The 19112-nt window shown below is 72.6% G+C and carries 18 protein-coding genes; 5 read left to right on the top strand and 13 right to left on the bottom strand.

What is annotated here, in order from left to right; all coding sequences use genetic code 11:
• Positions 1 to 7 precede the first annotated feature (7 nt).
• The 6 genes from fabG to AB0J02_RS36715 all read right to left on the bottom strand — a co-directional run bounded on the left by fabG (position 8) and on the right by AB0J02_RS36715 (position 5479).
• Positions 8 to 754 (bottom strand): 3-oxoacyl-ACP reductase FabG, encoded by a 747-nt coding sequence (gene fabG, locus AB0J02_RS36740; protein ID WP_363198200.1) that lies wholly within the window; start codon positions 752 to 754, stop codon positions 8 to 10.
• Between the two features lie 66 nt (positions 755 to 820).
• Complete coding sequence (locus tag AB0J02_RS36735; RefSeq protein WP_363198199.1) at positions 821 to 1906, bottom strand: beta-ketoacyl synthase N-terminal-like domain-containing protein; 1086 nt, start codon at positions 1904 to 1906, stop codon at positions 821 to 823.
• Complete coding sequence (locus AB0J02_RS36730) at positions 1906 to 3168, bottom strand: beta-ketoacyl-[acyl-carrier-protein] synthase family protein (RefSeq protein ID WP_363198198.1); 1263 nt, start codon at positions 3166 to 3168, stop codon at positions 1906 to 1908. The genes AB0J02_RS36735 and AB0J02_RS36730 overlap by 1 nt, the downstream gene beginning before the upstream one ends.
• A 31-nt stretch (positions 3169 to 3199) precedes the next feature.
• Positions 3200 to 3478, bottom strand: a complete 279-nt coding sequence (locus AB0J02_RS36725) for an acyl carrier protein (protein WP_363198197.1) — start codon at positions 3476 to 3478, stop codon at positions 3200 to 3202.
• Positions 3479 to 3569: 91 nt separating this feature from the next.
• The gene (locus tag AB0J02_RS36720; protein ID WP_363198196.1) at positions 3570 to 4508 is read right to left on the bottom strand and encodes a LysR family transcriptional regulator; all 939 of its coding nucleotides are present in this window, start codon (positions 4506 to 4508) and stop codon (positions 3570 to 3572) included.
• 245 nt (positions 4509 to 4753) lie between these two features.
• Positions 4754 to 5479: an AfsR/SARP family transcriptional regulator gene (locus AB0J02_RS36715; protein WP_363198195.1), complete on the bottom strand. Its 726-nt coding sequence runs from the start codon at positions 5477 to 5479 to the stop codon at positions 4754 to 4756.
• Between the two features lie 402 nt (positions 5480 to 5881).
• Between AB0J02_RS36715 and AB0J02_RS36710 the strand changes: the two genes are divergently transcribed.
• The 5 genes from AB0J02_RS36710 to AB0J02_RS36690 all read left to right on the top strand — a co-directional run bounded on the left by AB0J02_RS36710 (position 5882) and on the right by AB0J02_RS36690 (position 12689).
• Positions 5882 to 7432 carry a tryptophan halogenase family protein gene (locus tag AB0J02_RS36710; RefSeq protein ID WP_363198194.1) on the top strand — a complete coding sequence of 517 codons (1551 nt, stop codon included), beginning with the start codon at positions 5882 to 5884 and terminating at the stop codon, positions 7430 to 7432.
• A gap of 28 nt (positions 7433 to 7460) precedes the next feature.
• A complete protein-coding gene (locus AB0J02_RS36705; protein ID WP_363198193.1) occupies positions 7461 to 8753 on the top strand; it encodes a cation:proton antiporter in 1293 nt (430 codons plus the stop codon).
• A complete protein-coding gene (locus AB0J02_RS36700) occupies positions 8750 to 9274 on the top strand; it encodes a flavin reductase family protein (protein WP_363198192.1) in 525 nt (174 codons plus the stop codon). Before AB0J02_RS36705 ends, AB0J02_RS36700 begins: the two co-directional genes overlap by 4 nt.
• Positions 9275 to 9363: 89 nt before the next feature.
• On the top strand, positions 9364 to 10161 hold the full coding sequence (locus tag AB0J02_RS36695; protein WP_363198191.1) for an ABC transporter ATP-binding protein: 798 nt from the start codon (positions 9364 to 9366) through the stop codon (positions 10159 to 10161).
• Complete coding sequence (locus AB0J02_RS36690; protein WP_363198190.1) at positions 10158 to 12689, top strand: FtsX-like permease family protein; 2532 nt, start codon at positions 10158 to 10160, stop codon at positions 12687 to 12689. Before AB0J02_RS36695 ends, AB0J02_RS36690 begins: the two co-directional genes overlap by 4 nt.
• Positions 12690 to 12764: 75 nt before the next feature.
• Here the strand turns inward: AB0J02_RS36690 and AB0J02_RS36685 are convergent, their stop codons facing one another.
• The 7 genes from AB0J02_RS36685 to AB0J02_RS36655 form a co-directional block, all read right to left on the bottom strand.
• Complete coding sequence (locus AB0J02_RS36685; RefSeq protein ID WP_363198189.1) at positions 12765 to 13784, bottom strand: winged helix-turn-helix domain-containing protein; 1020 nt, start codon at positions 13782 to 13784, stop codon at positions 12765 to 12767.
• A 45-nt stretch (positions 13785 to 13829) separates the two neighbouring features.
• Positions 13830 to 14768 (bottom strand): ATP-binding cassette domain-containing protein, encoded by a 939-nt coding sequence (locus AB0J02_RS36680; protein WP_363198262.1) that lies wholly within the window; start codon positions 14766 to 14768, stop codon positions 13830 to 13832.
• A 40-nt stretch (positions 14769 to 14808) separates the two neighbouring features.
• Positions 14809 to 15030, bottom strand: a complete 222-nt coding sequence (locus AB0J02_RS36675) for an MbtH family protein (protein ID WP_363198188.1) — start codon at positions 15028 to 15030, stop codon at positions 14809 to 14811.
• Between the two features lie 152 nt (positions 15031 to 15182).
• Positions 15183 to 16730, bottom strand: coding sequence for an amino acid adenylation domain-containing protein (locus AB0J02_RS36670; protein WP_363198187.1), 1548 nt, complete (start codon positions 16728 to 16730; stop codon positions 15183 to 15185).
• Between the two features lie 110 nt (positions 16731 to 16840).
• Positions 16841 to 17509, bottom strand: a complete 669-nt coding sequence (locus tag AB0J02_RS36665) for a 4'-phosphopantetheinyl transferase superfamily protein (protein ID WP_363198186.1) — start codon at positions 17507 to 17509, stop codon at positions 16841 to 16843.
• The gene (locus AB0J02_RS36660) at positions 17494 to 18354 is read right to left on the bottom strand and encodes an alpha/beta hydrolase (protein ID WP_363198185.1); all 861 of its coding nucleotides are present in this window, start codon (positions 18352 to 18354) and stop codon (positions 17494 to 17496) included. The genes AB0J02_RS36665 and AB0J02_RS36660 overlap by 16 nt, the downstream gene beginning before the upstream one ends.
• Positions 18351 to 19043 (bottom strand): tryptophan 2,3-dioxygenase family protein, encoded by a 693-nt coding sequence (locus AB0J02_RS36655; protein ID WP_363198184.1) that lies wholly within the window; start codon positions 19041 to 19043, stop codon positions 18351 to 18353. The genes AB0J02_RS36660 and AB0J02_RS36655 overlap by 4 nt, the downstream gene beginning before the upstream one ends.
• Positions 19044 to 19112 lie beyond the last annotated feature (69 nt).

Here is a 19112-nt window from a genome sequence, read left to right as displayed (position 1 = left end):
CTTCCGGTCAGACGACGAGGCCGCCGTCGACTCCGAATACCTGTCCTGTGATGTACGAGGCGCGGTCGGACGCGAGGAACGCCACCAGGTCGGCGACCTCCTCGGGGCGGCCGAAACGGCCGAGCGGGATCCGCTCGGTCATCTTCTTGACGTGGTCGTCGGCGAGGCCGGCGAGCATGTCGGTGTCGATGAAGCCGGGTGCCACGGCGTTGGCACGGATGCCGTAGCGGCCGGACTCCTTGGCGAGTGCCTTGGTGAAGCCGATGATTCCGGCCTTGGTCGCCGAGTAGTTGGACTGGGTGGCGTTGCCGTACACACCGGCCACCGACGACAGGGTGATCACGGACCCGGACTTGCGCTTCATCATGGCGAAGACCGCGGCCTTGCAGAGGTTGTACGTGCCGTCGAGGTTGACCCGCAGGACCGCGTCCCAGTCCTCGGGGGCCAGCAGCACCAGCGGGTTGTCGCGCACGATGCCCGCGCAGGACACCACGGTGTGCAGCGGCCCGAGTTCGCGCTCGGCGGCCTTGACGAAATCGCGTACGGCGTCGTGGTCGGTGACGTCCGTGCGCGCCGCGTACACGCGGGCGCCCGCGGCGCCGGCCTCCTCGGCGACGGTGTCGGCGGCCTTCTTGTCGGACTGGAAGCAGAAGGCCACGTCGTATCCGTCGCGGGCGAGGCGGGTCACCACCTGGCGGCCGATGCCGCGCGAGCCGCCGCTGACGAGGGCGACGGGCCGGTCGGTTGCGGACATGCTTGTCTCTCCTGATGGCTCTGGGGCGGGGATCCGCGGACGCGGAGTGCGGGGCCGTACGGGTGGTCAGCCGCCGACGAGCACGGCGCAGCCGACCTGGCCGTCCCGCTCGATGCCGGTCACCAGGGCGGCCTCACCGGGGCCGAGGCCCCGCTCGCCCGCCCGGGCGAGGACGGCGGCCAGTTGCAGCGCGGTGGCCGCGGCGGAGGTGTCGCCGACGTGTTCGCGCAGCCGTATCCACTGCGGGTGCGCGCCGGGCAGGGCATCGGTGACGGCCTGCTCCTCCTCGGCGGCGAGCTTTCCGCCGCCGCCGAGCGGGGCGACGAACCGGATGTCCCGCGCCGCCGCTCCCGCCGTGTCCAGGGCGCCGCGGACGCAGGCGGTCAGGGCCGCGCGGGCCTCGTCGGCCCCCTGGTAGGCACGGAAGCGGGTGGCGGCGATGCGGGCCAGGGCGGTGCGGCCCGCCGCGGCGGCGTCCTCGGCGGGCTCGACGAGGAAGACGGCGGCGCCCTCGCCGAGCGGGGTGGCGCGCTCCTCCTCGGCCCGCCCGTGCCATTCGAGCCAGGCGCGCTGCGTCGAGAACTCCTCGGCCGCTCCGCACAGGACGCGGGTGCAGTGCCCGCCCCGGTGCAGCCGCCGCGCGTAGCTGAGGGCCAGCAGGCCCGTCAGCGAACCGCCCGCCACTGTGGTGTTGGGGCCCTTGATGCGGTGCCAGATGGCGCTCTGCCCGGCCGCCCGGTTCATCACGGTGTTCGGGAAGCGGGCGGGCTCCACGTGGTAGGGACGCTCCCCGGACAGCGAGTCCCTGGTGAAGTCCATGATGCTCTGGACGCTGCCGGAACCGGTGCCGAGGACCAGGGCGGTCTGCTCGGGGCGGGCCGCCAGTTCCCCGGCGACGGCGCCGACGAGCCCGCCGACGGCGGTGACGGCGAGCGCGGTCACCCGGTCCATGGTCCGGGTGCCCTTCTTGCCGACGTACTTGGCGGCGGTGAAGTCCGGGACGAGGGCGGCCTGCCGGAAGGGGACCTCATAGGTGTCCCGGTCGAGGGGGGCGAGGGCGTCGCGCCCCTCGGCGAGCCCGTCGCGCAGCGGCTCGTTGCCCACCCCGTACGGGGAGATGGCCGACCAGGCGGAGATGACGAGGGACGACATCACGCGGCCTCCTTGCGGGATTGCGTACGGCCCGTGCGGTCCATGCGGCCGAGGATCAGCACGGCGTTGTTGCCCGCGAAGGCGAGCGCGTTGTTCTGTACGACGTTCAGCTCGGCCGGGCGCGCCTCGTTCGGTACGCAGTCCAGGCCGCACTCCGGGTCCGTCGCACGGTGGTTGACCGTCGGCGGGATGAAGCCCTCGGTGATGGCCAGGGCGCAGGCCGCCGCGGACAGGGCACTGGCCGCCCCCATGGAGTGGCCGATCATGGACTTGATGGAGACGGTGGGCGGCGGGGTGTCGAAGACCTGCCGGATGGCGCCGGCCTCCGTCACGTCGTTGGCCCGCGTCCCCGTGCCGTGCGCGGAGATGAAGTCGATGTCGTCCTCGTCCACCCCGGCGTTGCGGTGCGCGACCTCCATGCAGCGGGCGAGGCTGTCCTGGTCGGGCGCCACGGGGTGGTGCGCGTCGCAGTTCAGTCCGTAGCCGAGCACCTCGGCGTAGATCCGGGCGCCGCGGGCGCGTGCCGACTCCAGGCTCTCCAGGAGGAGGATGCCCGCTCCCTCGCCGGTGAGGATGCCCTTGCGGTCGACGTCGAAGGGCTGGCAGACCTCGGGGGCGATGGTGCCCAGGCGGTAGAAGCCGGTGAACGTCTTGCGGCAGACGGCGTCGGCGCCGCCGCACAGCGCGGCCTGGACCTCGCCGTGCCGGATGGCGTCGAAGCCGCTGCCGATCGCGTAGTTGCCCGCCGCGCAGGCGGTCGGGATGGTGAGGGCCTCGACATCGACCAGGCCGAGCTCCCGGACGATGCCGCTCGACAGCCGCCCGGCCTGCGCCCTGCGGGCCACGCCGGGCGGCAACTGCTCGGGCCCTTCGGTGAGTTGGGTGCCGACCAGGGTGTCGAGGTCGCGCGACTCGGCGTCGGTGGTGCCGACCGAGACCAGCACCCTGCGCTCGCGCAGATCCTGCGCGCTCAGGCCCGCGTCCGCGACAGCCATGTTGGCGGCCGCAACGGAGAACTGGGTGGCGCGTCCCAGCTCCTGGGGGTCGACGTGGTGGATCCAGTCGCCCGGCACGAAGTCGGCCACCTCGCATCCGTTGGCATGCGCGAAGCCGGTCGTGTCGAAGGCCGTGATGGGCTTGACCCCGCTGCGGCCGGACTTCAGTCCGTCCAGGAAAGCCGGGGCCCCGAGCCCGATGCTGGTGACCGTGCCGAGCCCGGTGATGACCACCCGGCGCGGCCGCTGCTCGTCGTCGTACACCATGCGCTCCCGTCGCATCCGTGGGGCGCGGTGGCTAGTTGGCCCGGGCGAGCTTGGCCGCGACGGCCTCGCCGACCACCGTCACGACGCCGTCCAGGTTGACCATGCGGGAGAGCTCGGCCTGGTCGATGTCGGTGCCGAAGGCCCGCTCCAGCTGGGAGAGGATCTCGATGGCGCCCATCGAGTCCGCCTCGTGGTCCTCCTTGAAGCGGCTGGTGTCGGTCATGTCCTGCGGTTCTATCTCCAGGATGTCGCAGATGATGTCCTTGATCCTGGCGCGGTCCCCGGCGTTGAGCTCATTCGTTGTTGTCATGTCAACGATGCTGGCCGACCCCGCTGACCGTTCACTGATGCGTCGCTGACCACACGCTGACAAGCTCCGGCCCACGATCGTGCGCGGGCCGTCACTCGGGCAGGAACGAGCGGAGTTCGGGCAGTTCGGCGCGGTGCTCGACCAGCCATGGCCAGTAGCCGGGGATCGTGCGCGCGTAGGTGCAGTAGTAGGAGCGGATCGCGTGCACGAGGCGGCGCAGCGCGCCCTCGGTGACCGCACCGCGCCGCCACACCAGGAGCATCTCGGCGTACTCGGTGTCCGCGAGCGGCCTCAGCTCCACGTCGGCGGTGGCGCCGGACGGCGTGGCCAGGGCGGCGACGCCCCTGTCGTGCACCCAGATCATCGCCTCACGCTGGGTGTTGGCGTGGTGCAGCACCTGGGCGGGGCCGGCCCGGCCGCGCCCGGCGAGCATCCGCTCCTCGACGGCGTGCAGCCAGTGCTCCTGCGAGTAGTGCACCCAGGCGTCCTGGGCCCGCTCCCTGTGCGCGGGCAGCGCGAGCCAGACGGGTTCGCGTACGACGACCGTGCTGCCGAGGGCGGGTTCGGCCGGGTCGGGCGCGGATCCCGACAGTCCGGCCGGGCCCGAGACCAGGCACACGGACAACGCGCCGCGGCGCACGCCGGCCACCGCGGCGGCGGCCGAGAGGGTCTCCGTCGACACCTGGGTGCCGGGCAGCACACCGCGCAGCGCGTCGCCGAGGGCCGGCGGGGTCCATTCGGTGTTGCCCAGGCGCAGTTGGCCGGCGGTGGCACAGCTCGCCTGGGCGATGACCTCGTCGGCGCGCCGCACGAGATCGCCGAGCAACGGGATGAGCCGCTCCCCCAGCGAGGTCGGTTCGACGCCGCTGCTGGACCGCACGAAGAGGGCGCCGCCCACGGCCCTTTCGATGCGTTTGAGCTGCGCGGTGAGGCTCGGCTGCGGAAGGTTGAGTTCGCTCGCACCGCGGGAAATGCTGCCGGCCTCACTTATGGCGACGACGATCCGCGCATGCCGTAGTTCGATGTCCATGAGCCGCCTTACGTACCGGGGCAGACATACGGAATCCGCCCGTTCCGGAGGGTCGGGCGGAGATTCCACTGTCGATCCACGGTAACCGCGAAAAAGCAGACGGCAATCCCTCCTGCGCCGTTCGTCAGAATGCGACCGGAATTCCGTCAGTACGCCGTCAGTACATCGTCAGCGCTTCTTCAGTGCTTCTTCAGTACTTCTTCAGCGCTTCATCAGAATTCCGTCGGCATTGCTTCGGTTCGGTTTCAGTGGTGTGCGAGAACCTGGCGGGGTTCCCCGAGAATGTCGTCCTGTTCCAGAATCGCCTGATAGGCACGGTGCAGGGCGCGGCCCGGTTCGAGCCCCATTTCGTCCGCGAGCCTGCGGCGCGCCCGGTGGAACACATCGAGGGCCTCGGCCTGCCGCCCCGCGTGATAGAGCGCGAGCATCAACAGCTCGCTCAGCCGCTCCCGTTCGGGGTGCTCCGCCGCCGTCCCGCGCAGCTCCGAGAGCGAGATGCGGTGCGGGTCCACGGCGAGCCGCGCCGTGGTCAGGTCCTCGTACGCGGTGATCCGCCGTTCCTCCAGATCGGCGGCGGCGATGCGCACCCGCAGGCCGTCGTGGGTGTCCATCAGCGCGGCACCGCGCCACAGCGACAGGGCGTCCTCCAGGGCGACGGCCGCCGCCGCCGGGTCGCTCGCCACGAGGTCGGCGCCGGCCCGTGCCTGCTCACGGAAGCGGTGGGCGTCCACCAGGTCGGCGGACACCTCGAGGCGGTAGCCGCCGCCCACGGTGCGGATCAGCTCGTCGCCGCGCAGACCCGTGATCGACTCCAGGAATCTGCGCAGCCGGCCGACACTGGCCTGCAGCGCGTTGCGGGCGTTGGTGAGGGTACGGCCCGCCCACAGCTCGTCCTCCAGCTGGTCCGCCAGGATCGTGCGGCCCGGCGAGAGCGCGAGCAGGGCGAGGATCGCCGTCAGACGCCTGGACATCACGGCGTGCTGCCGGTTGCCGTACCGGACAGAAACTGAACCGAGAACCTGTATGTCCACTGTGAAAGCCCCCGCATTCGTCGGTTGAAGGGCCCCACCATCGCCCGCGTCCACCGGTCGGGGGAAATACCATCCGGGGCGTCCGGGAACTTTCGCGTGGTATGGCCGCGGCGGGAACAAAGGATGACGGGTGTGCGCCCGCGCCCGCACCCTCTTGTTGCTCCTGCCGTCCCTGGGCATAATGACGAGCCGCACTGACAGTGCGCTGATACCGGTCATGCGGCCACCGCACCGATTCCACCTGTGTGTTTCAGCCTCTGCTTAACAACCTGGTGTGCTCCCGAGCCGCTTCCTAGGCTCCTCCCGTGTACGGGAATTCGGTCAGTGAACAGGAGTCACCTCATGCTCAACAGACTTGTGATTGTCGGCGGCGGGACAGCGGGCTGGATGACGGCCTCGTACTTCAAGGCGGCCTTCGGCGACCGGATCGACATCACGCTGGTGGAGTCCGGAAATGTCGGGGCCGTAGGCGTCGGTGAAGCGACGTTCAGCGACATCAGACACTTCTTCGAGTTCCTCGGGCTCAAGGAGAAGGACTGGATGCCGGCGTGCAACGCGACGTACAAGCTCGCGGTCCGGTTCGAGAACTGGCGGGAGGAGGGCCACCACTTCTACCACCCCTTCGAGCAGATGCGGTCGGTCAACGGGTTCCCGCTGACCGACTGGTGGCTGAAGGACGGCCCCACGGACCGGTTCGACAAGGACTGCTTCGTGATGCCCTCCGTCATCGACGCCGGGCTGAGCCCCCGCTACCTGGACGGCAGGCTGATCGACCAGCCCTTCGACGAGGGCGCGGACGAGATGCAGGGCCTGACGATGTCCGAGCACCAGGGCAAGACGCAGTTCCCTTACGCCTACCAGTTCGAGGCGGCGCTGCTCGCCAAGTACCTCACCACGTACGCGGTCGAGCGCGGCGTCACGCACATCACGGACGACGTCAAGAAGGTCAACCTGGACGAGCGCGGCTGGATCTCGGGCGTCACCACCGCCGAGCACGGCGACATCGAGGGCGACCTGTTCGTCGACTGCACCGGTTTCCGCGCACTGCTCCTGAACAAGGCCCTCGAGGTCCCGTTCATCTCCTACGCGGACACCCTGCCCAACGACAGCGCGGTCGCGCTGCAGGTCCCGCAGGACATGAAGGCCCGCGGCATCCTGCCGTGCACCACCGCCACCGCCCAGGACGCGGGCTGGATCTGGACGATCCCGCTGATGGGCCGCATCGGCACCGGCTATGTCTACGCCAAGGACTATCTGTCCCCGGAGGAGGCCGAGCGCACCCTGCGCGAGTTCGTCGGCCCGGCCGCGGCGGACGTCGAGGCCAATCACATCAAGATGCGCATCGGCCGCAGCGAGAGCTCCTGGGTCAACAACTGCGTCGCCATCGGCCTGTCCAGCGGCTTCGTCGAGCCGTTGGAGTCCACCGGCATCTTCTTCATCCACCATGCCATCGAGCAGCTCGCCAAGTACTTCCCCGACGAGTCGTGGAACCCGGTGCAGCGGGAGCTCTACAACGACTCGGTCGCCCATGTCATGGACGGCATACGGGAGTTCCTCGTCCTGCACTACGTCGCCGCGAAGCGCAACGACACGCAGTACTGGCGCGACGCCAAGACCCGCCCCGTACCGGAGGAGCTGGCGGCCCGGATCGAGAAGTGGAAGACGCAGGTCCCCGACTCGGAGACGGTCTTCCCCTACTACCACGGCCTGCCGGCCTACTCGTACATGTGCGTCCTGCTCGGCATGGGCGGCATCGAGCTGAAGCACTCCCCGGCCCTCGCCCTGGCCGATCAGGGCCCGGCCGAGCGGGAGTTCGCGGCGATCCGCGACAAGACGCGCCGGCTGACCGAGACGCTGCCGAAGGCGTACGACTACTTCCTCGCGCAGCACTGAACCGCCGACCACCGAAAGGTGCTGCGCAATGGATTCCGTACAACTGCTGCGCCACGGCGTGCACTTGGCGGCCCTGCTCGCCGTGGTCCTGCTGCTCGCCCGCGCGGGCCGGGCCGCGGCCCGCCGGCTGCGCCAACCGGAGGTGATCGGCGAGACCGTCGTGGGGCTCGCCGCCGGGCCCGTCGTGCTTCATCTGCTGGGCCAGGACGTGTTCGACACGGTGTTGCCCGGCACCCAGCTGGAGGCGCTGAAGTGGATTTCCAAGATCGGTCTGGTGCTGTTCCTGGTCGGCCTCGCCCACGAACTGCGGGCCGGTTCCGGTGTCGCCGGGCGCTCCACCCTCTGGGTGGCGGCCGGCTCCCTGGTGCCGCCGTTGTTCGCGGGCATCCTGCTCACCGGCTATGTGCTGGTCGAGGACGCCCCTGCGGTGCGCGGTGACGCGCCGCTCCCCTCGTTCCTGCTCATGGTCGCCGTCACGATGTCCATCACGGCCGTGCCGGTCCTGGCGCGCATCCTGGCCGACCGGGGCCTGAGCAACACCCCGACCGGGCGGCTCGCCCTGGCCTCGGCCGTCGTGATCGACTCGGTCGGCTGGCTGCTGTGCATGATCGCGATCGGCCTGGGCGCGGGCAGCGCGACCGGAGTCCTGCACTCCTTCCTGGCCCTGGGCGTCGGCGCGGCGGGCGCGCTCGCCGTGCGGTACGGGGTGCGGGTGCCGGCGGTGGCGCGGATGTGCGCGCGGCTGCCGCGGACCGCCACCGTGGCACTCGGCTCGGTGGCGCTCGCGCTGGCGCTGACCGTGGAGCACCTCGGCATGACGGCCATCCTCGGCGCCGCCCTGGTGGGGCTCGCCCTGCCACCGGGCGAGAGCACGCCGTGGGAACCGGCCGTGGCGTCCCTGAGCCGGGCCGGGCGCGCGCTCGTGCCCGCGTTCTTCGTGGTCACCGGGATCACCGTGCTCAACAAGGCCTTCTCCCAGCTGTCGTGGGGGCTGCTCGCGGTGACGATCCTGCTCGCCTTCGCGGGCAAGGGCATCGGCGGCTATGCCGGAGCACGGCTCGCGGGTCAGCCGCGCGAGGCGTCCCGCCGGATCGCGGTGCTGATGAACACCCGTGGGCTGACCGAACTGATCGTGCTCCAGGCCGGTCTCGGCGCGGGAGTCCTCACCGCTCCGCTGGCGCTCGCGCTGACCCTGATGGCGGTGGTCACCACCGCCGCGACGGGCCCGCTGCTCGGCCTCCTCGACCGCGGCGGGAGCAGGCCCGAGCCCGCTCCGGCCGTCGAACTGGTCGCCGCGGCGACGGAAGGCGGTACCCGATGACCCAGTCCACCGTCCGGACGGTGGCGGCCCCGGCCGCCGCGTCCGACGACTTCCGCACGATGATGAGCAGCTTCCCCACCGGGGTCGCGGTGGTCGCCGCGGAGGATCTCGACGGCACCCCGCGCGGCATGACGTGCTCCTCGGTGTGCAGCGTCGCGCTCGACCCGCCGACCCTGCTGGTGTGCCTGCGCGCCGGCAGCCCCACCCTCCAAGCCGTCCTCGCCTCCGGCGAGTTCACCGTGAACCTGCTGCACGAGGACGCCCGGGGCGTCGCCGAGCTGTTCGCCTCGGGTGACCCGGAGCGGTTCCGGGTCACCCCCTGGGAGCGGACCGCCGACGGCGCGGGACCGCACCTGCCGCGGGACGCGCACACGATCGCGGACTGCACCGTGTCCCTGACCCATCGCACGGGCGACCACGTGACCGTCTTCGGCCACGTACGGGGCATCAGCCGACCGAGCGGGCGGCCCCCGCTCCTGTACGGGCTGCGGCGGTTCGCCACCTGGCCCACCACCACCTGACCGCCGGACGCGGGGCGCGCCCGCCTCTTCGGCGGCACGCCCCGCGCCCCCGACCCAGCCACCCCCTTTCCAAGGCCTTAAGGACACCCATGAACGGGACACAGGACCCGCATGCCCAGCCGGTCGTCCGGCTCGACACCGTGAGCCGGCTCTACGGCGGATCGAAGAACCGTGTGACGGCACTCGACAACGTCAGCATCAGCCTGGAGAGGGGTACGTTCACCGCCGTCATGGGCCCCTCCGGGTCCGGCAAATCCACGTTCCTGCACTGCGCCGCGGGCCTCGACCGTCCGACGTCGGGGGCCGTGCGCCTGGACGGGGTGGATCTGGCCTCCCTGCGGGAGAAGGCCCTGACCAAGTTCCGCCGCGAGCGCATCGGTTTCGTCTTCCAGGCGTTCAACCTGCTTCCGGCGCTGAACGTGGTGGACAACGTGACGCTTCCGCTGCGTCTGGCGGGCACCCGCCCCAAGAAGGCCGCGGTCGACGAGGTCCTCGACCAGGTCGGTCTGTCGGACAAGCGGCGCAGCCGCCCGGGTGAGCTCTCCGGTGGGCAGCAGCAGCGGGTGGCGATCGCGCGGGCGCTCGTCACCCGGCCCGCGGTGATCTTCGGCGACGAGCCGACCGGCGCCCTGGACACCCGTACCGCCGCCGAAGTCCTCACGCTGCTGCGGCAGTCGGTGGACGCGGTGGGGCAGACCATCGTCATGGTCACGCACGACCCGGTGGCCGCCGCGTACGCGGACCGGGTGGTCTTCCTCGCCGACGGCCGGCTCATCGGCTCGCTGGAGCGGCCGAGCGTCGAACAGGTCACGGAACAGATGCAGAAGCTGGGCACGTGGGGCGACCCGTTCTCGATCCAGCAGACCGGGCACGGGGTGCGCCGATGATCAGGATCGCGCTGCGCACCCTGCGCTACCACAAGGGCGGTTTCATCGCCTCGTTCGTGGCCCTGTTCCTCGGTGCCGTCATCGTCATCGGCTCCGGCGGCCTGCTGGAGACCGGCATCCACAACGCGGCGCCGCCGCACCGCCTCGCCGCCGCACCGATCGTCGTCACCGGCGACCAGCGCTACGCGTACACCCAGCAGGAGCTCGTCTTCCCCGAACGACTGCACATGGACGCCGGCCTGGCGGAAAGAATCGCGAAGGTTCCGGGGGTGGGGGCCGCGGTTCAGGACATGTCGTTCCCGGCTGCTCTCGGCGCGGGCGGCAAGGTCACCGGCCACGGCTGGTCCTCCGCCAGGCTCTCCCCGTACGAGCTCACCGATGGCACGGCGCCCGCCGCGGCCGGCCAGATCGTCCTCGGCAAGGCCCTCGCGGACCGTACGGGAGTGAGGACCGGCGAGCGGATCCAGCTCCTCGTCCACGGCGCGCGCCACGGCTACCAGGTCTCGGGCCTGGCCACGGGACCGGACGACGGCGGGGACGTCTTCCTCACCGACGCCGAGGCCGCCGCGGTCGCGGACCGCGTCGGCAGGACCGACAACATCGGCGTCTTCCCCGCCTCCGGCGCGAAGACGCAGGAGATCGCCTCCGCGGTCCGCAAGGTCGTCGACGGCGCACCGGTCACGGTGCTGACCGGGGACAACCGCGGCCGCGCCGAGGACCCGGACGTGGTGGCCGACGGCAGCGACCTGATCCCGCTCGCCGCCGCCTTCGGCGGGCTGTCCGCGATGGTCACCGTGTTCGTGGTGGCCAGCACGCTCGGCCTCTCCATCCAGCAGCGGCAGCGCGAGATGGCGCTGCTGCGCACCATCGGCACGACACCGGGACAGCTGCGCCGCCTCATCCTCGGGGAGACCCTGTTCCTCGCGGTCGTCGCCACCGGACTCGCCACGATCCCCGGCCCCCGGTTCGGGCACTGGCTCCTGGGCGCGTTCGCCGACGCGGGCGTGGTGCCGGAGTCGATCGCGTACCGGGCCGGTTCCGTGCCGGTGATCGTCGGCGTCGGCACGGCGCTGCTCACCGCCATCGGCTCGGCCTACATCGCGGCGCAGGCGGCGGCGCGCACCCGGCCGACGGAAGCGCTGGCCGAAGCGACGCTGCAGCGCCGCTGGTTCAGCGCGTTCCGGCTGATTCTCGGGCTGTTGTGCCTGGCCGGGGGCGCGGCTCTCGCCTGGGGCACCGCGGGCTCGGCGGGGCCGGACGCGGCCGGTGTCGCGACCCCGGCGGCGATGGTGTGGGCGGCCGCGTTCGGGCTGCTCGGGCCCGTCGTCGTACGCGCCATGGTGGCCGTGCTGCGCCGGCCCGTCGGCAAGCTGTCCGGGCTCGCCGGTGAGCTCGCCGCGCACAACGCGCGGGCGCGCACCGCACGCCTCGCCTCGGCCGTGATGCCGGTGATGCTGGCGAGCGGCCTGGCGGTCGGCCTGATCTACATGCAGACGACGCAGTCCGACGGCGCCAAGCGGGCGTTCGACGAGAACCTGCGCGCCGACGTCGTGGTGACCTCGGCCTCCGGCGGGCTGCCGCTCGACCTGGTCGACACGATCCGTGAGCAGCCCGGAGTGGCGGCGGCATCCGCGCAGATCCCCACGACCGGGTACATCGAGCCGGACGAGCCGATGCGGCCGAGCGAGGGCGAGGACACCGGACCGCAGCCGACCGAGGTGTCCCTGCAGGGCGTCACCCCGCAGGGCCTGGACCGCACGACGGCGTACCACGCGGCGAGCGGCAGCCTGTCCGCACTGAGCGGCGACTCCGTCGCGCTGCCCACCGAATACGCCAAGGACCACAAGCTCGGTGACCTCGTCCCGATGCGGCTCGGCGACGGTACGCAGGTCAAGCTGAAACTGGTCGCCACGGTCGACGGGCGGCGCGGCTACGAGACCGCGCTCGTCCCGGCGTCGGCGCTTGTCGGACACACCGACGGCGGCCTGGTGCCGCAGATCTCGGTGCGGGCCGCCGCCGGCACCGACCCGGCCCAACTGAGCGCATCCCTCTCCAAGTTGGCGAAGGAGCAGCCCGGCCTGCAGGTGGCCGGCAAGGACGTCCTCCAGGCGGCCCAGGCCGACGCGGACGACACCCAGGAGTGGATGGCCTATCTGGTCCTGGGCGTCGTCGTGGGCTACGCGACGCTCGCCCTGATCAACACGCAGGTCCTCGCAACGACCGAGCGGCGCAAGGAGTTCATGCTGCAACGGCTCATCGGGGCCACCCGCCGTCAGGTCCTGCAGATGATGACCGTCGAGGCGGCTCTGGTGGCGCTGGCCGGAATCGTCCTCGGCCTCCTGGTCGCCGGGGCGACGCTGGTGCCGCTGAGCATGAGCATCCTCGGCACGGCCCTGCCCGGCGGCTCCCCCTGGATCCTCGTCGTGGTGCTGGCCGGGGCGGCGGCCCTGACCCTGACGACGACGCTGCTCGCGGCGGGGGCGGTACTGCGCGGGCGGCCCGGGGACATGGCCGGCATCAAGGAGTGAGGAGGTCCCGGCCGAACGCACGATGCCCGGGCGGCACAGGCCGCCCGGGCATCGTGCGTTGCGTCCTACTGCCGCTCAGGCGGCGGGAGTTGTCCGTGCCGCCAGTTCGCTCACCGGGCGCGGGCCGTGGCGGCGCACCGCCACGGCCGCCGGGCGGCGGGCCGGGGTCCGTACGGCGACAGGTGCCGGGCGCCGGGGCGACATGCCTTTGAGGAGGGCCACACCCAGCGGGGTCAGGGTGTGCAGCACCGTGTTGCGGATGCGGCGGGTCGTGATGAGGCCCGCACGGCGCAGCACCGCGGTGTGCTGGCTGGCCCCGGCGGCCGAGATGCCGAGCCGGTCCGCCAGCTGGCCGGTGGTGCAACTGCTGCGCAGGGCGTGCAGCGCGGCGGCCCGGGTCTGCCCGACCAGGGCGCCGAGGGACTGGCCGCTGTCGTCCGGCTCGTCCCACAGCGCGGCCGCCTGACGCGGGTCGGGCGGTGCGGCGAAGGCGAGCACGACCGGGCCGTTCTCGGCGAGGCGGCGGGTGATCCGGCCCGGCCGCTGGGCCAGGAACACGGAAGGGGAGAGCACCATGCCGCGCCCGTCGAGGCCGATGTCCTCATCGGGGCCGTCGTGGATCCGAAGGACCGGCGCCTCCCAGGTGATCTTCGAGTGCAGGGTGGCCAGGAGCAGTTCGACGCCGCCGGCCATCAGGACGCGGCCGCGGGCCTCGCACTCGGCCTCCAGATAGCCGTGGACGTGCTCCCAGTACGGCGCCACCGCCGCCCGCCACACCTGCGACAGGTCGCCGGCCGCCGGATGGAACGGGAGGCCGGGCGCGGTGCGGCCCAGGGCGGCCTCGGTGCTGACACTGCGGCCGCTGCGCTCGATGAGGTCGAGCAGACCGTCGAGACCGATTGCGGCGCTGGTGCCGCTCAGCGGTAACGGCCACTGGGTCAGCCGCTCCGCGACCTGGCCGCGCCAGCGGGCGAACGGTGCGCCGACACCGCGCCCGAGCAGCCCGTAGGCGAAGGCGCTCTCCACGAGCGGGCCCACGGTCGGCCGCAGCCGGACCCGGGCGAAGTCGGCAGGGGTGAAGTGGATTCGTTGCATGAGAATGCCCCCGTGATCGTGCCAAAGGCGGCAACTGCCGTACCCCTAGGCGGTCTTGCCGGTGAGAGAGATGAAGACGTCGTCGAGGGTCGGTCTGCGCAGGGCGAAGTCGGCGACCGTGACGTCCGCCCGTCGCAGCGCGGCCGCGGCGCTCTCGATGCTCTCCATGCCGTCGCTCAGGGTGATCGACACGGTGCCGCCCGCCGGGTCCACGGACGGCTCGCCGGGGGCGACGCCGCGCAGCGCGTCGGCGGCCCGCGCCAGGCTCTCCGGCCTGGTGAGGGAGACCTCCAGCCGCTCCTCGCCCGCTCTGCGCTTGAGTTCCTCGGGGGTGCCCTCGGCGATGATGCGGCCGGTGTCGATGACCGCGATCCGGTCGGCCAGGATGTCGGCCTCTTCCAGGTACTGGGTGGTCAGCAGCACGGTCACGCCGTGGGTGACCAGTTCCTTGACCGCGTCCCACAGTTGGGAGCGGCTGACCGGGTCCAGGCCCGTGGTCGGCTCGTCGAGGAAGAGCACGGACGGGGTCGCGACCAGGCAGGCCGCCAGGTCGAGGCGGCGCCGCATGCCGCCCGAGTAGGTGCGGGCCGGCCGGCCGGCGGCGCCGGTCAGGCCGAACCGCTCCAGCAGTTCGGCCGCCCGGACGCGCGCCGCCCGCCGGCCGAGGTGGGCCAGGGTGCCGATCAGGACGAGGTTCTCCCGCCCGGTGAGCATGTCGTCCACCGCGGCGTACTGTCCGGCGAGCCCGATGCGCCGCCGCACCTCGGCCGGCTGCCGCACCACGTCGTATCCGGCGACCCTGGCCCTGCCGCTGTCCGGTTCGAGCAGGGTCGCGAGCATTTTGACGGTGGTCGTCTTGCCCGCCCCGTTCGGACCGAGCAGGCCGAGCACGGTGCCGGGCGGCACGGCCAGATCGACTCCGCCGAGCGCTTGGCGCCGCTCGTACCGCTTGCCCAGGCCCTCGGCCTCGATCGCCCATTCCACCGCTGCCACCGCTCCTTCCTCGCCCGGCTGCCGGGGCCGGTCAGGCGGCCGGGGACGCGGCGGACGGCTGGCGCAGGCTGCGCGGGCGCAGGTCGGTCCAGTGCTCCTCCACGTAGGCGAGCGCCTGCTCGCGGGAGCTCTCGCCGAGGGCCACGGTCCAGCCCTCGGGGCGCTGCGCGAAGGAGGGCCACAGCGAGTGCTGGCCCTCGTCGTTGACCAGCACCAGGAAGATTCCGTCCGGGTCGTCGAAGGGGTTCGCCACGTCGCACACTCCAGGTCGTATCGGTTTCGATGGCCCGGTCGTGTCTTCCGGGCTCATCGATGATCTCGACCTGCGCTGACGAAACGCTGACCACTCGCTGACGCGCCCCGGTGCGGCGCCGGCGCCGCTTCGTCGGCGGGGGCGCCCCCGGCTCACGCCACGCGCGACCTCGTGGCGGCCACGTCGCACTTCCCGTTCGCGTTCACCACGATCTCCGGGACCGCGTACACGTCCTCGGGCACCAGCGCCGACGGCAGTACGCGGGCCAGCGCGGAGCGGACCACGGTGGCCAGGTCCGCGGGGCCGCCCGCCCCGGTGGGCCGGACGAAGAGTTCCAGCGTGTCGACGGGGCCGCGCACGATGTCGAACGCCGCGTCGGCGACCCCCGGCACGGACAGCACGTGGTGGCGGAGTTCGCCGAGTTCGACCCGGTGACCGTTGACCTTCAACTGGTCGTCGCCCCGGCCGAGATAGAGCAGCGTGCCGTCGGGGCGCAGCTCCACGACGTCGCCCGTGCGGTAGGCGCGCCCGGCCGGTCCGCCGAGCTCGGCCTCGTCGATGAACCGGTTCCCCGACGGCTGCGGGCCGAGGTAGCCCGCCGCGACGGCCCGGCCGGCGATGACCAGTTCGCCGGCGCTGCCCCGGGGCACGGGACGCAACTGGTCGTCCACGACGTACGCGCGGGTGTTCCAGGCGGGCCGGCCGATCGGCACGGTCGGCGTGGAGGGCACCGTCGTACGGTCGAAGGAGAAGGCGCAGCTGCCGATGGTGGTCTCGGTCGGGCCGTAGTGGTTGACGAGGCGGACCCCGTCGAGGCGGTCGCCCAGGGAGGCGATGAGCGCCGGGTCGAGGCCTTCGCCGCCGAACATGAGCAGCCGGGTCACCCGGTCGTAGCGGGGCGGCTCCGCGAGGACGTCGAAGAACCGGGCGTGCGACGGCGTCATCTTCACGAACGTGTAGGGCCGCGGGCGCTCGCCGAACAGCGTCTGCTGGTCCCACAGCCCGGCGACGGTGACGACGGTGCGGCCCTGCGCGAGCGGCACCCACAGCGAGGTCATCGCCAGGTCGAAGCCGAGGCTGCCGAACAGCGGGCTCCCCGTCCCGTCGCCGCCCACCAGCTCGCCGCACCAGGAGACGTAGTTGGCCAGCGAGGCGTGCGGCACCCGGACGCCCTTGGGGGTGCCGGTCGAGCCGGAGGTGAACACGACGTAGGCGATGTCCTCCGGGCCCGGGAGCGCGGCGAGGCGGTCGGGGGCGTTCGCGTCCGGCAGGTCCGCGATGTCGAGGAACGGTATGCGCGGTGCGGGCAGGTCCGCCGTGCCGGAACCCGCGTGCAGCAGCGCGGAGGGGGCCGAGCCCGCGAGCACGGCGGCGGTGCGCTCGCCGGGGTGCTCGGGGTCGATGGGCACGTACGCCGCGCCGAGCGCCATCACGGCGAGAGCGCCCACCACGGTGTCCGGGGTGCGCGCGGCGATGAGCGCCACCCGGTCCCCCGCGCCGACGCCGGCCTCCTCCAGGGCCGCGGCCACCACGAGCGTTCTGTGCCACAACGCGCTGTAGGTGTACGTCTGTTGGGCCGAGCGCACCGCCACGGCGTCGGGCCGGGTCCGCGCGTGCCGGGCGATCATGTGGACGACGGAGGCGTCCGCGACGGGGCGCACCGCGCCGGACACCGAGCTGGGGTGGGGTACCTGGACCATGACTGCTCCTGAGACGAAACGGGGGGCAGGGCACCGGCGCGGACTTCCGGCGGCGCCAGCGTAGGGACGGCGGCGCCGCCCGGACCATGCCCTTAAGCCCCCGCCGAAACTCACTGGTCGGCCGCGCCGCCGTACGCGATCGTCACCAGCAGTCCGTCCCGTGCGAGCCAGCGGCCACGAAAATCACGGCCGCCGGCCGCGCCCGGGAGCAGGACGGTCGCGCGGAAGGTGCGGTCGGCCGCGTCGAAGGCGACGCGCACGTCCTGGAAGGTCAGTTCGGTCCTGGTGGCCGGGAACCATGCCTTGAAGACCGCTTCCTTCGCGCTGAACAACAACCGGTCCCAGCAGTCGGGGCCGGGGTGCGATGTCGGGAGCGACGCGAGCCGCTCGCGCTCCTCGGGCAGCGAGACCGTGCTCAGTACGCCGGCCCGCAAGGGCCTTCGGGGCTCGGCGTCCACCCCCAGCGCGCCCACGTCGCGGCGCCACGCCACGACCGCCGCCCGGTATCCGCGGCAGTGCGTCATGCTCCCCACCACCCCGTCCGGCCAGCCGGACACGCCCCGCCCGTCCGGGACCAGCGGCACGGCGGCGTGGCCGAGCGCGCCCAGGGCGCGGCGGGCGCAGTACCGGACCGTGGTGAACTCGCGGCGCCGCCCTTCGCTCACGCCGGTGACGAAGGCCCGCTCCTCGGGGCGCAGGACCTCGTCCGGCGCGTCGGCGCGCGTCTCCGCCCCGGCGGCGCCCGGCGGCAGCAGCTCCTCGATCAGCGGCCGTCGCACAGGATCCCCAGCACCGCGGCGCCCAGCGCGGTGTCCGGGTCGGCGAGGTCGAAGGGCAGGTCGAAGTGGTGGCGGCCCGGGACGACGAGGTCGGTCACATCGGTGCCGCCGGCGCGCGCGGCGGTGACGAACCGGCGGTGCTGCGCGGCGAACGCGTCCGTCTCGTCCTCCCCGAGGGCGACGACGAGCGGTGGCAGCCGGGCGGGCATGCGGTGCAGCGGGCTGCAGGCGCGGGCCTCTTCGGCGTCCATGGCGAGGGCGTCGTTGACGTAGGTGTGCCGCAGGGGCTCCAGGTCGTAGATGCCACTGATCAGCGTCGCGGACGCGAACACGGCGGTGGCGGCGGTGGGGTGCCGGCCGGCCGGATTCAGGAGGGTGCTCGCGACGAGGTGCGCGCCGGCGGAGTGGCCACCGAGGTGAACTGCCCGTGGTTCTATGGGCAGTTGAACCTGGCCGGCGGCGATGCGGTGCAGGGAGTCGCCGACGGCCGCGGTGATGGCGCGCAGCCGGTGGCGCGGCGCCAGGCCGTAGCCGAGCGCGGCGAAGGAGATGCCCGCGGCCACGAAGTCCCGTGCGGCGAAGGCCGCTTCGGACCTGCTGAGCTCCTGCCAGTAGCCGCCGTGCACGAACACGAAGAGCGGGGCCCGTGGATCGGCCGCCGGGAACAGGTCGAGTCGCTGCTCGGGCAGGGGGCCGCAGGACAGGCCCAGCTGGACGGGCAGGCCGGCGCGGGCGCGGGCGCTCTCGTCGGCGTAGCGCGCGAGGTGGACCTCCAGGTCGGTGACGCGTGAACTCGGCGAGTACTCGAGGTCGAGGTCGGTGCGCGCCGTGTCGGGGGCGGTCACGACAGCGGTGTCCAGGCCTCGGGCACGGCCCGGCGCAGGGCGGCGCGCCACAGGTATCCGGCGCCCTCGGACCCGGCGGTGCCGACGGCCGTGCCGAGGAAACGCTCGGCGAGCACGGCGTGCCGGGCCCGCCACAGGGCCGCCGCCTCGTCGAAGGCGAGGAGGGCGAGGCGCACCCGCTCGGCGGCGCCCCGGTCCGCGCACGTGGCGACGAACTCCCGGTAGGCCTCGGCCACCGACCGCTCCCCCAGCCGTCCCTCCAGCCGGGCCCGGTCCCGCTCGGAGAAGCCGGCCGTGGTCAGGTACCGGGAGTCGCGCAGGCCGCACAGGAACTCGATCTCGCGCCACTGCACGGACTGGAATCCGCTCGCGTCGCCGAGGGTGGTCCTGATGTCCTCGAACGCGGCCGGGGTCAGCGTCGCGAGGCCGTCGAACTGCGCGGTCAGCGTGGCCATCAGGCGCGGCAGCGGTACGGCCCTGCGCTCGGCCCGGTCCGCGTCGCCCGCGTCGAGCGCCGCGCGTACCTCCTCCAAGTGGCGCAGGACGACGGCGAAGAGGATCTCGCAGGACTGGTGCGTGGCCAGGAACAGGACGTGGTCCACGTCGTCGTCGTGGACGCGGGCGACCCGCAACAGCTCGTCGAGCCGGAGCACTTGACCGTAGGGCGGAGCGGCGGTCACGGCATTCACGGGGGCCTTCTTCCTCGCGTACGGACCCGGACGGGAAGCCCGAAAGGGGCACTGTGGCCGCGAGCGTAA

The organism is Streptomyces sp. NPDC050264 (assembly GCF_040655895.1).
Taxonomy (GTDB): domain Bacteria; phylum Actinomycetota; class Actinomycetes; order Streptomycetales; family Streptomycetaceae; genus Streptomyces.
This window is presented reverse-complemented; position numbering and strand designations above follow the sequence as displayed.

Excerpts from the sequence above, each read along its gene's own strand:
- fabG (WP_363198200.1), bottom strand. The coding sequence starts at position 754 with ATGTCCGCAACCGACCGGCCCGTCGCCCTCGTCAGCGGCGGCTCGCGC.
- AB0J02_RS36735 (WP_363198199.1), bottom strand. The coding sequence starts at position 1,906 with ATGTCGTCCCTCGTCATCTCCGCCTGGTCGGCCATCTCCCCGTACGGG.
- AB0J02_RS36730 (WP_363198198.1), bottom strand. The coding sequence starts at position 3,168 with ATGGTGTACGACGACGAGCAGCGGCCGCGCCGGGTGGTCATCACCGGG.
- AB0J02_RS36725 (WP_363198197.1), bottom strand. The coding sequence starts at position 3,478 with ATGACAACAACGAATGAGCTCAACGCCGGGGACCGCGCCAGGATCAAG.
- AB0J02_RS36720 (WP_363198196.1), bottom strand. The coding sequence starts at position 4,508 with ATGGACATCGAACTACGGCATGCGCGGATCGTCGTCGCCATAAGTGAG.
- AB0J02_RS36715 (WP_363198195.1), bottom strand. The coding sequence starts at position 5,479 with ATGTCCAGGCGTCTGACGGCGATCCTCGCCCTGCTCGCGCTCTCGCCG.
- AB0J02_RS36710 (WP_363198194.1), top strand. The coding sequence starts at position 5,882 with ATGCTCAACAGACTTGTGATTGTCGGCGGCGGGACAGCGGGCTGGATG.
- AB0J02_RS36705 (WP_363198193.1), top strand. The coding sequence starts at position 7,461 with ATGGATTCCGTACAACTGCTGCGCCACGGCGTGCACTTGGCGGCCCTG.
- AB0J02_RS36700 (WP_363198192.1), top strand. The coding sequence starts at position 8,750 with ATGACCCAGTCCACCGTCCGGACGGTGGCGGCCCCGGCCGCCGCGTCC.
- AB0J02_RS36695 (WP_363198191.1), top strand. The coding sequence starts at position 9,364 with ATGAACGGGACACAGGACCCGCATGCCCAGCCGGTCGTCCGGCTCGAC.
- AB0J02_RS36690 (WP_363198190.1), top strand. The coding sequence starts at position 10,158 with ATGATCAGGATCGCGCTGCGCACCCTGCGCTACCACAAGGGCGGTTTC.
- AB0J02_RS36685 (WP_363198189.1), bottom strand. The coding sequence starts at position 13,784 with ATGCAACGAATCCACTTCACCCCTGCCGACTTCGCCCGGGTCCGGCTG.
- AB0J02_RS36670 (WP_363198187.1), bottom strand. The coding sequence starts at position 16,730 with ATGGTCCAGGTACCCCACCCCAGCTCGGTGTCCGGCGCGGTGCGCCCC.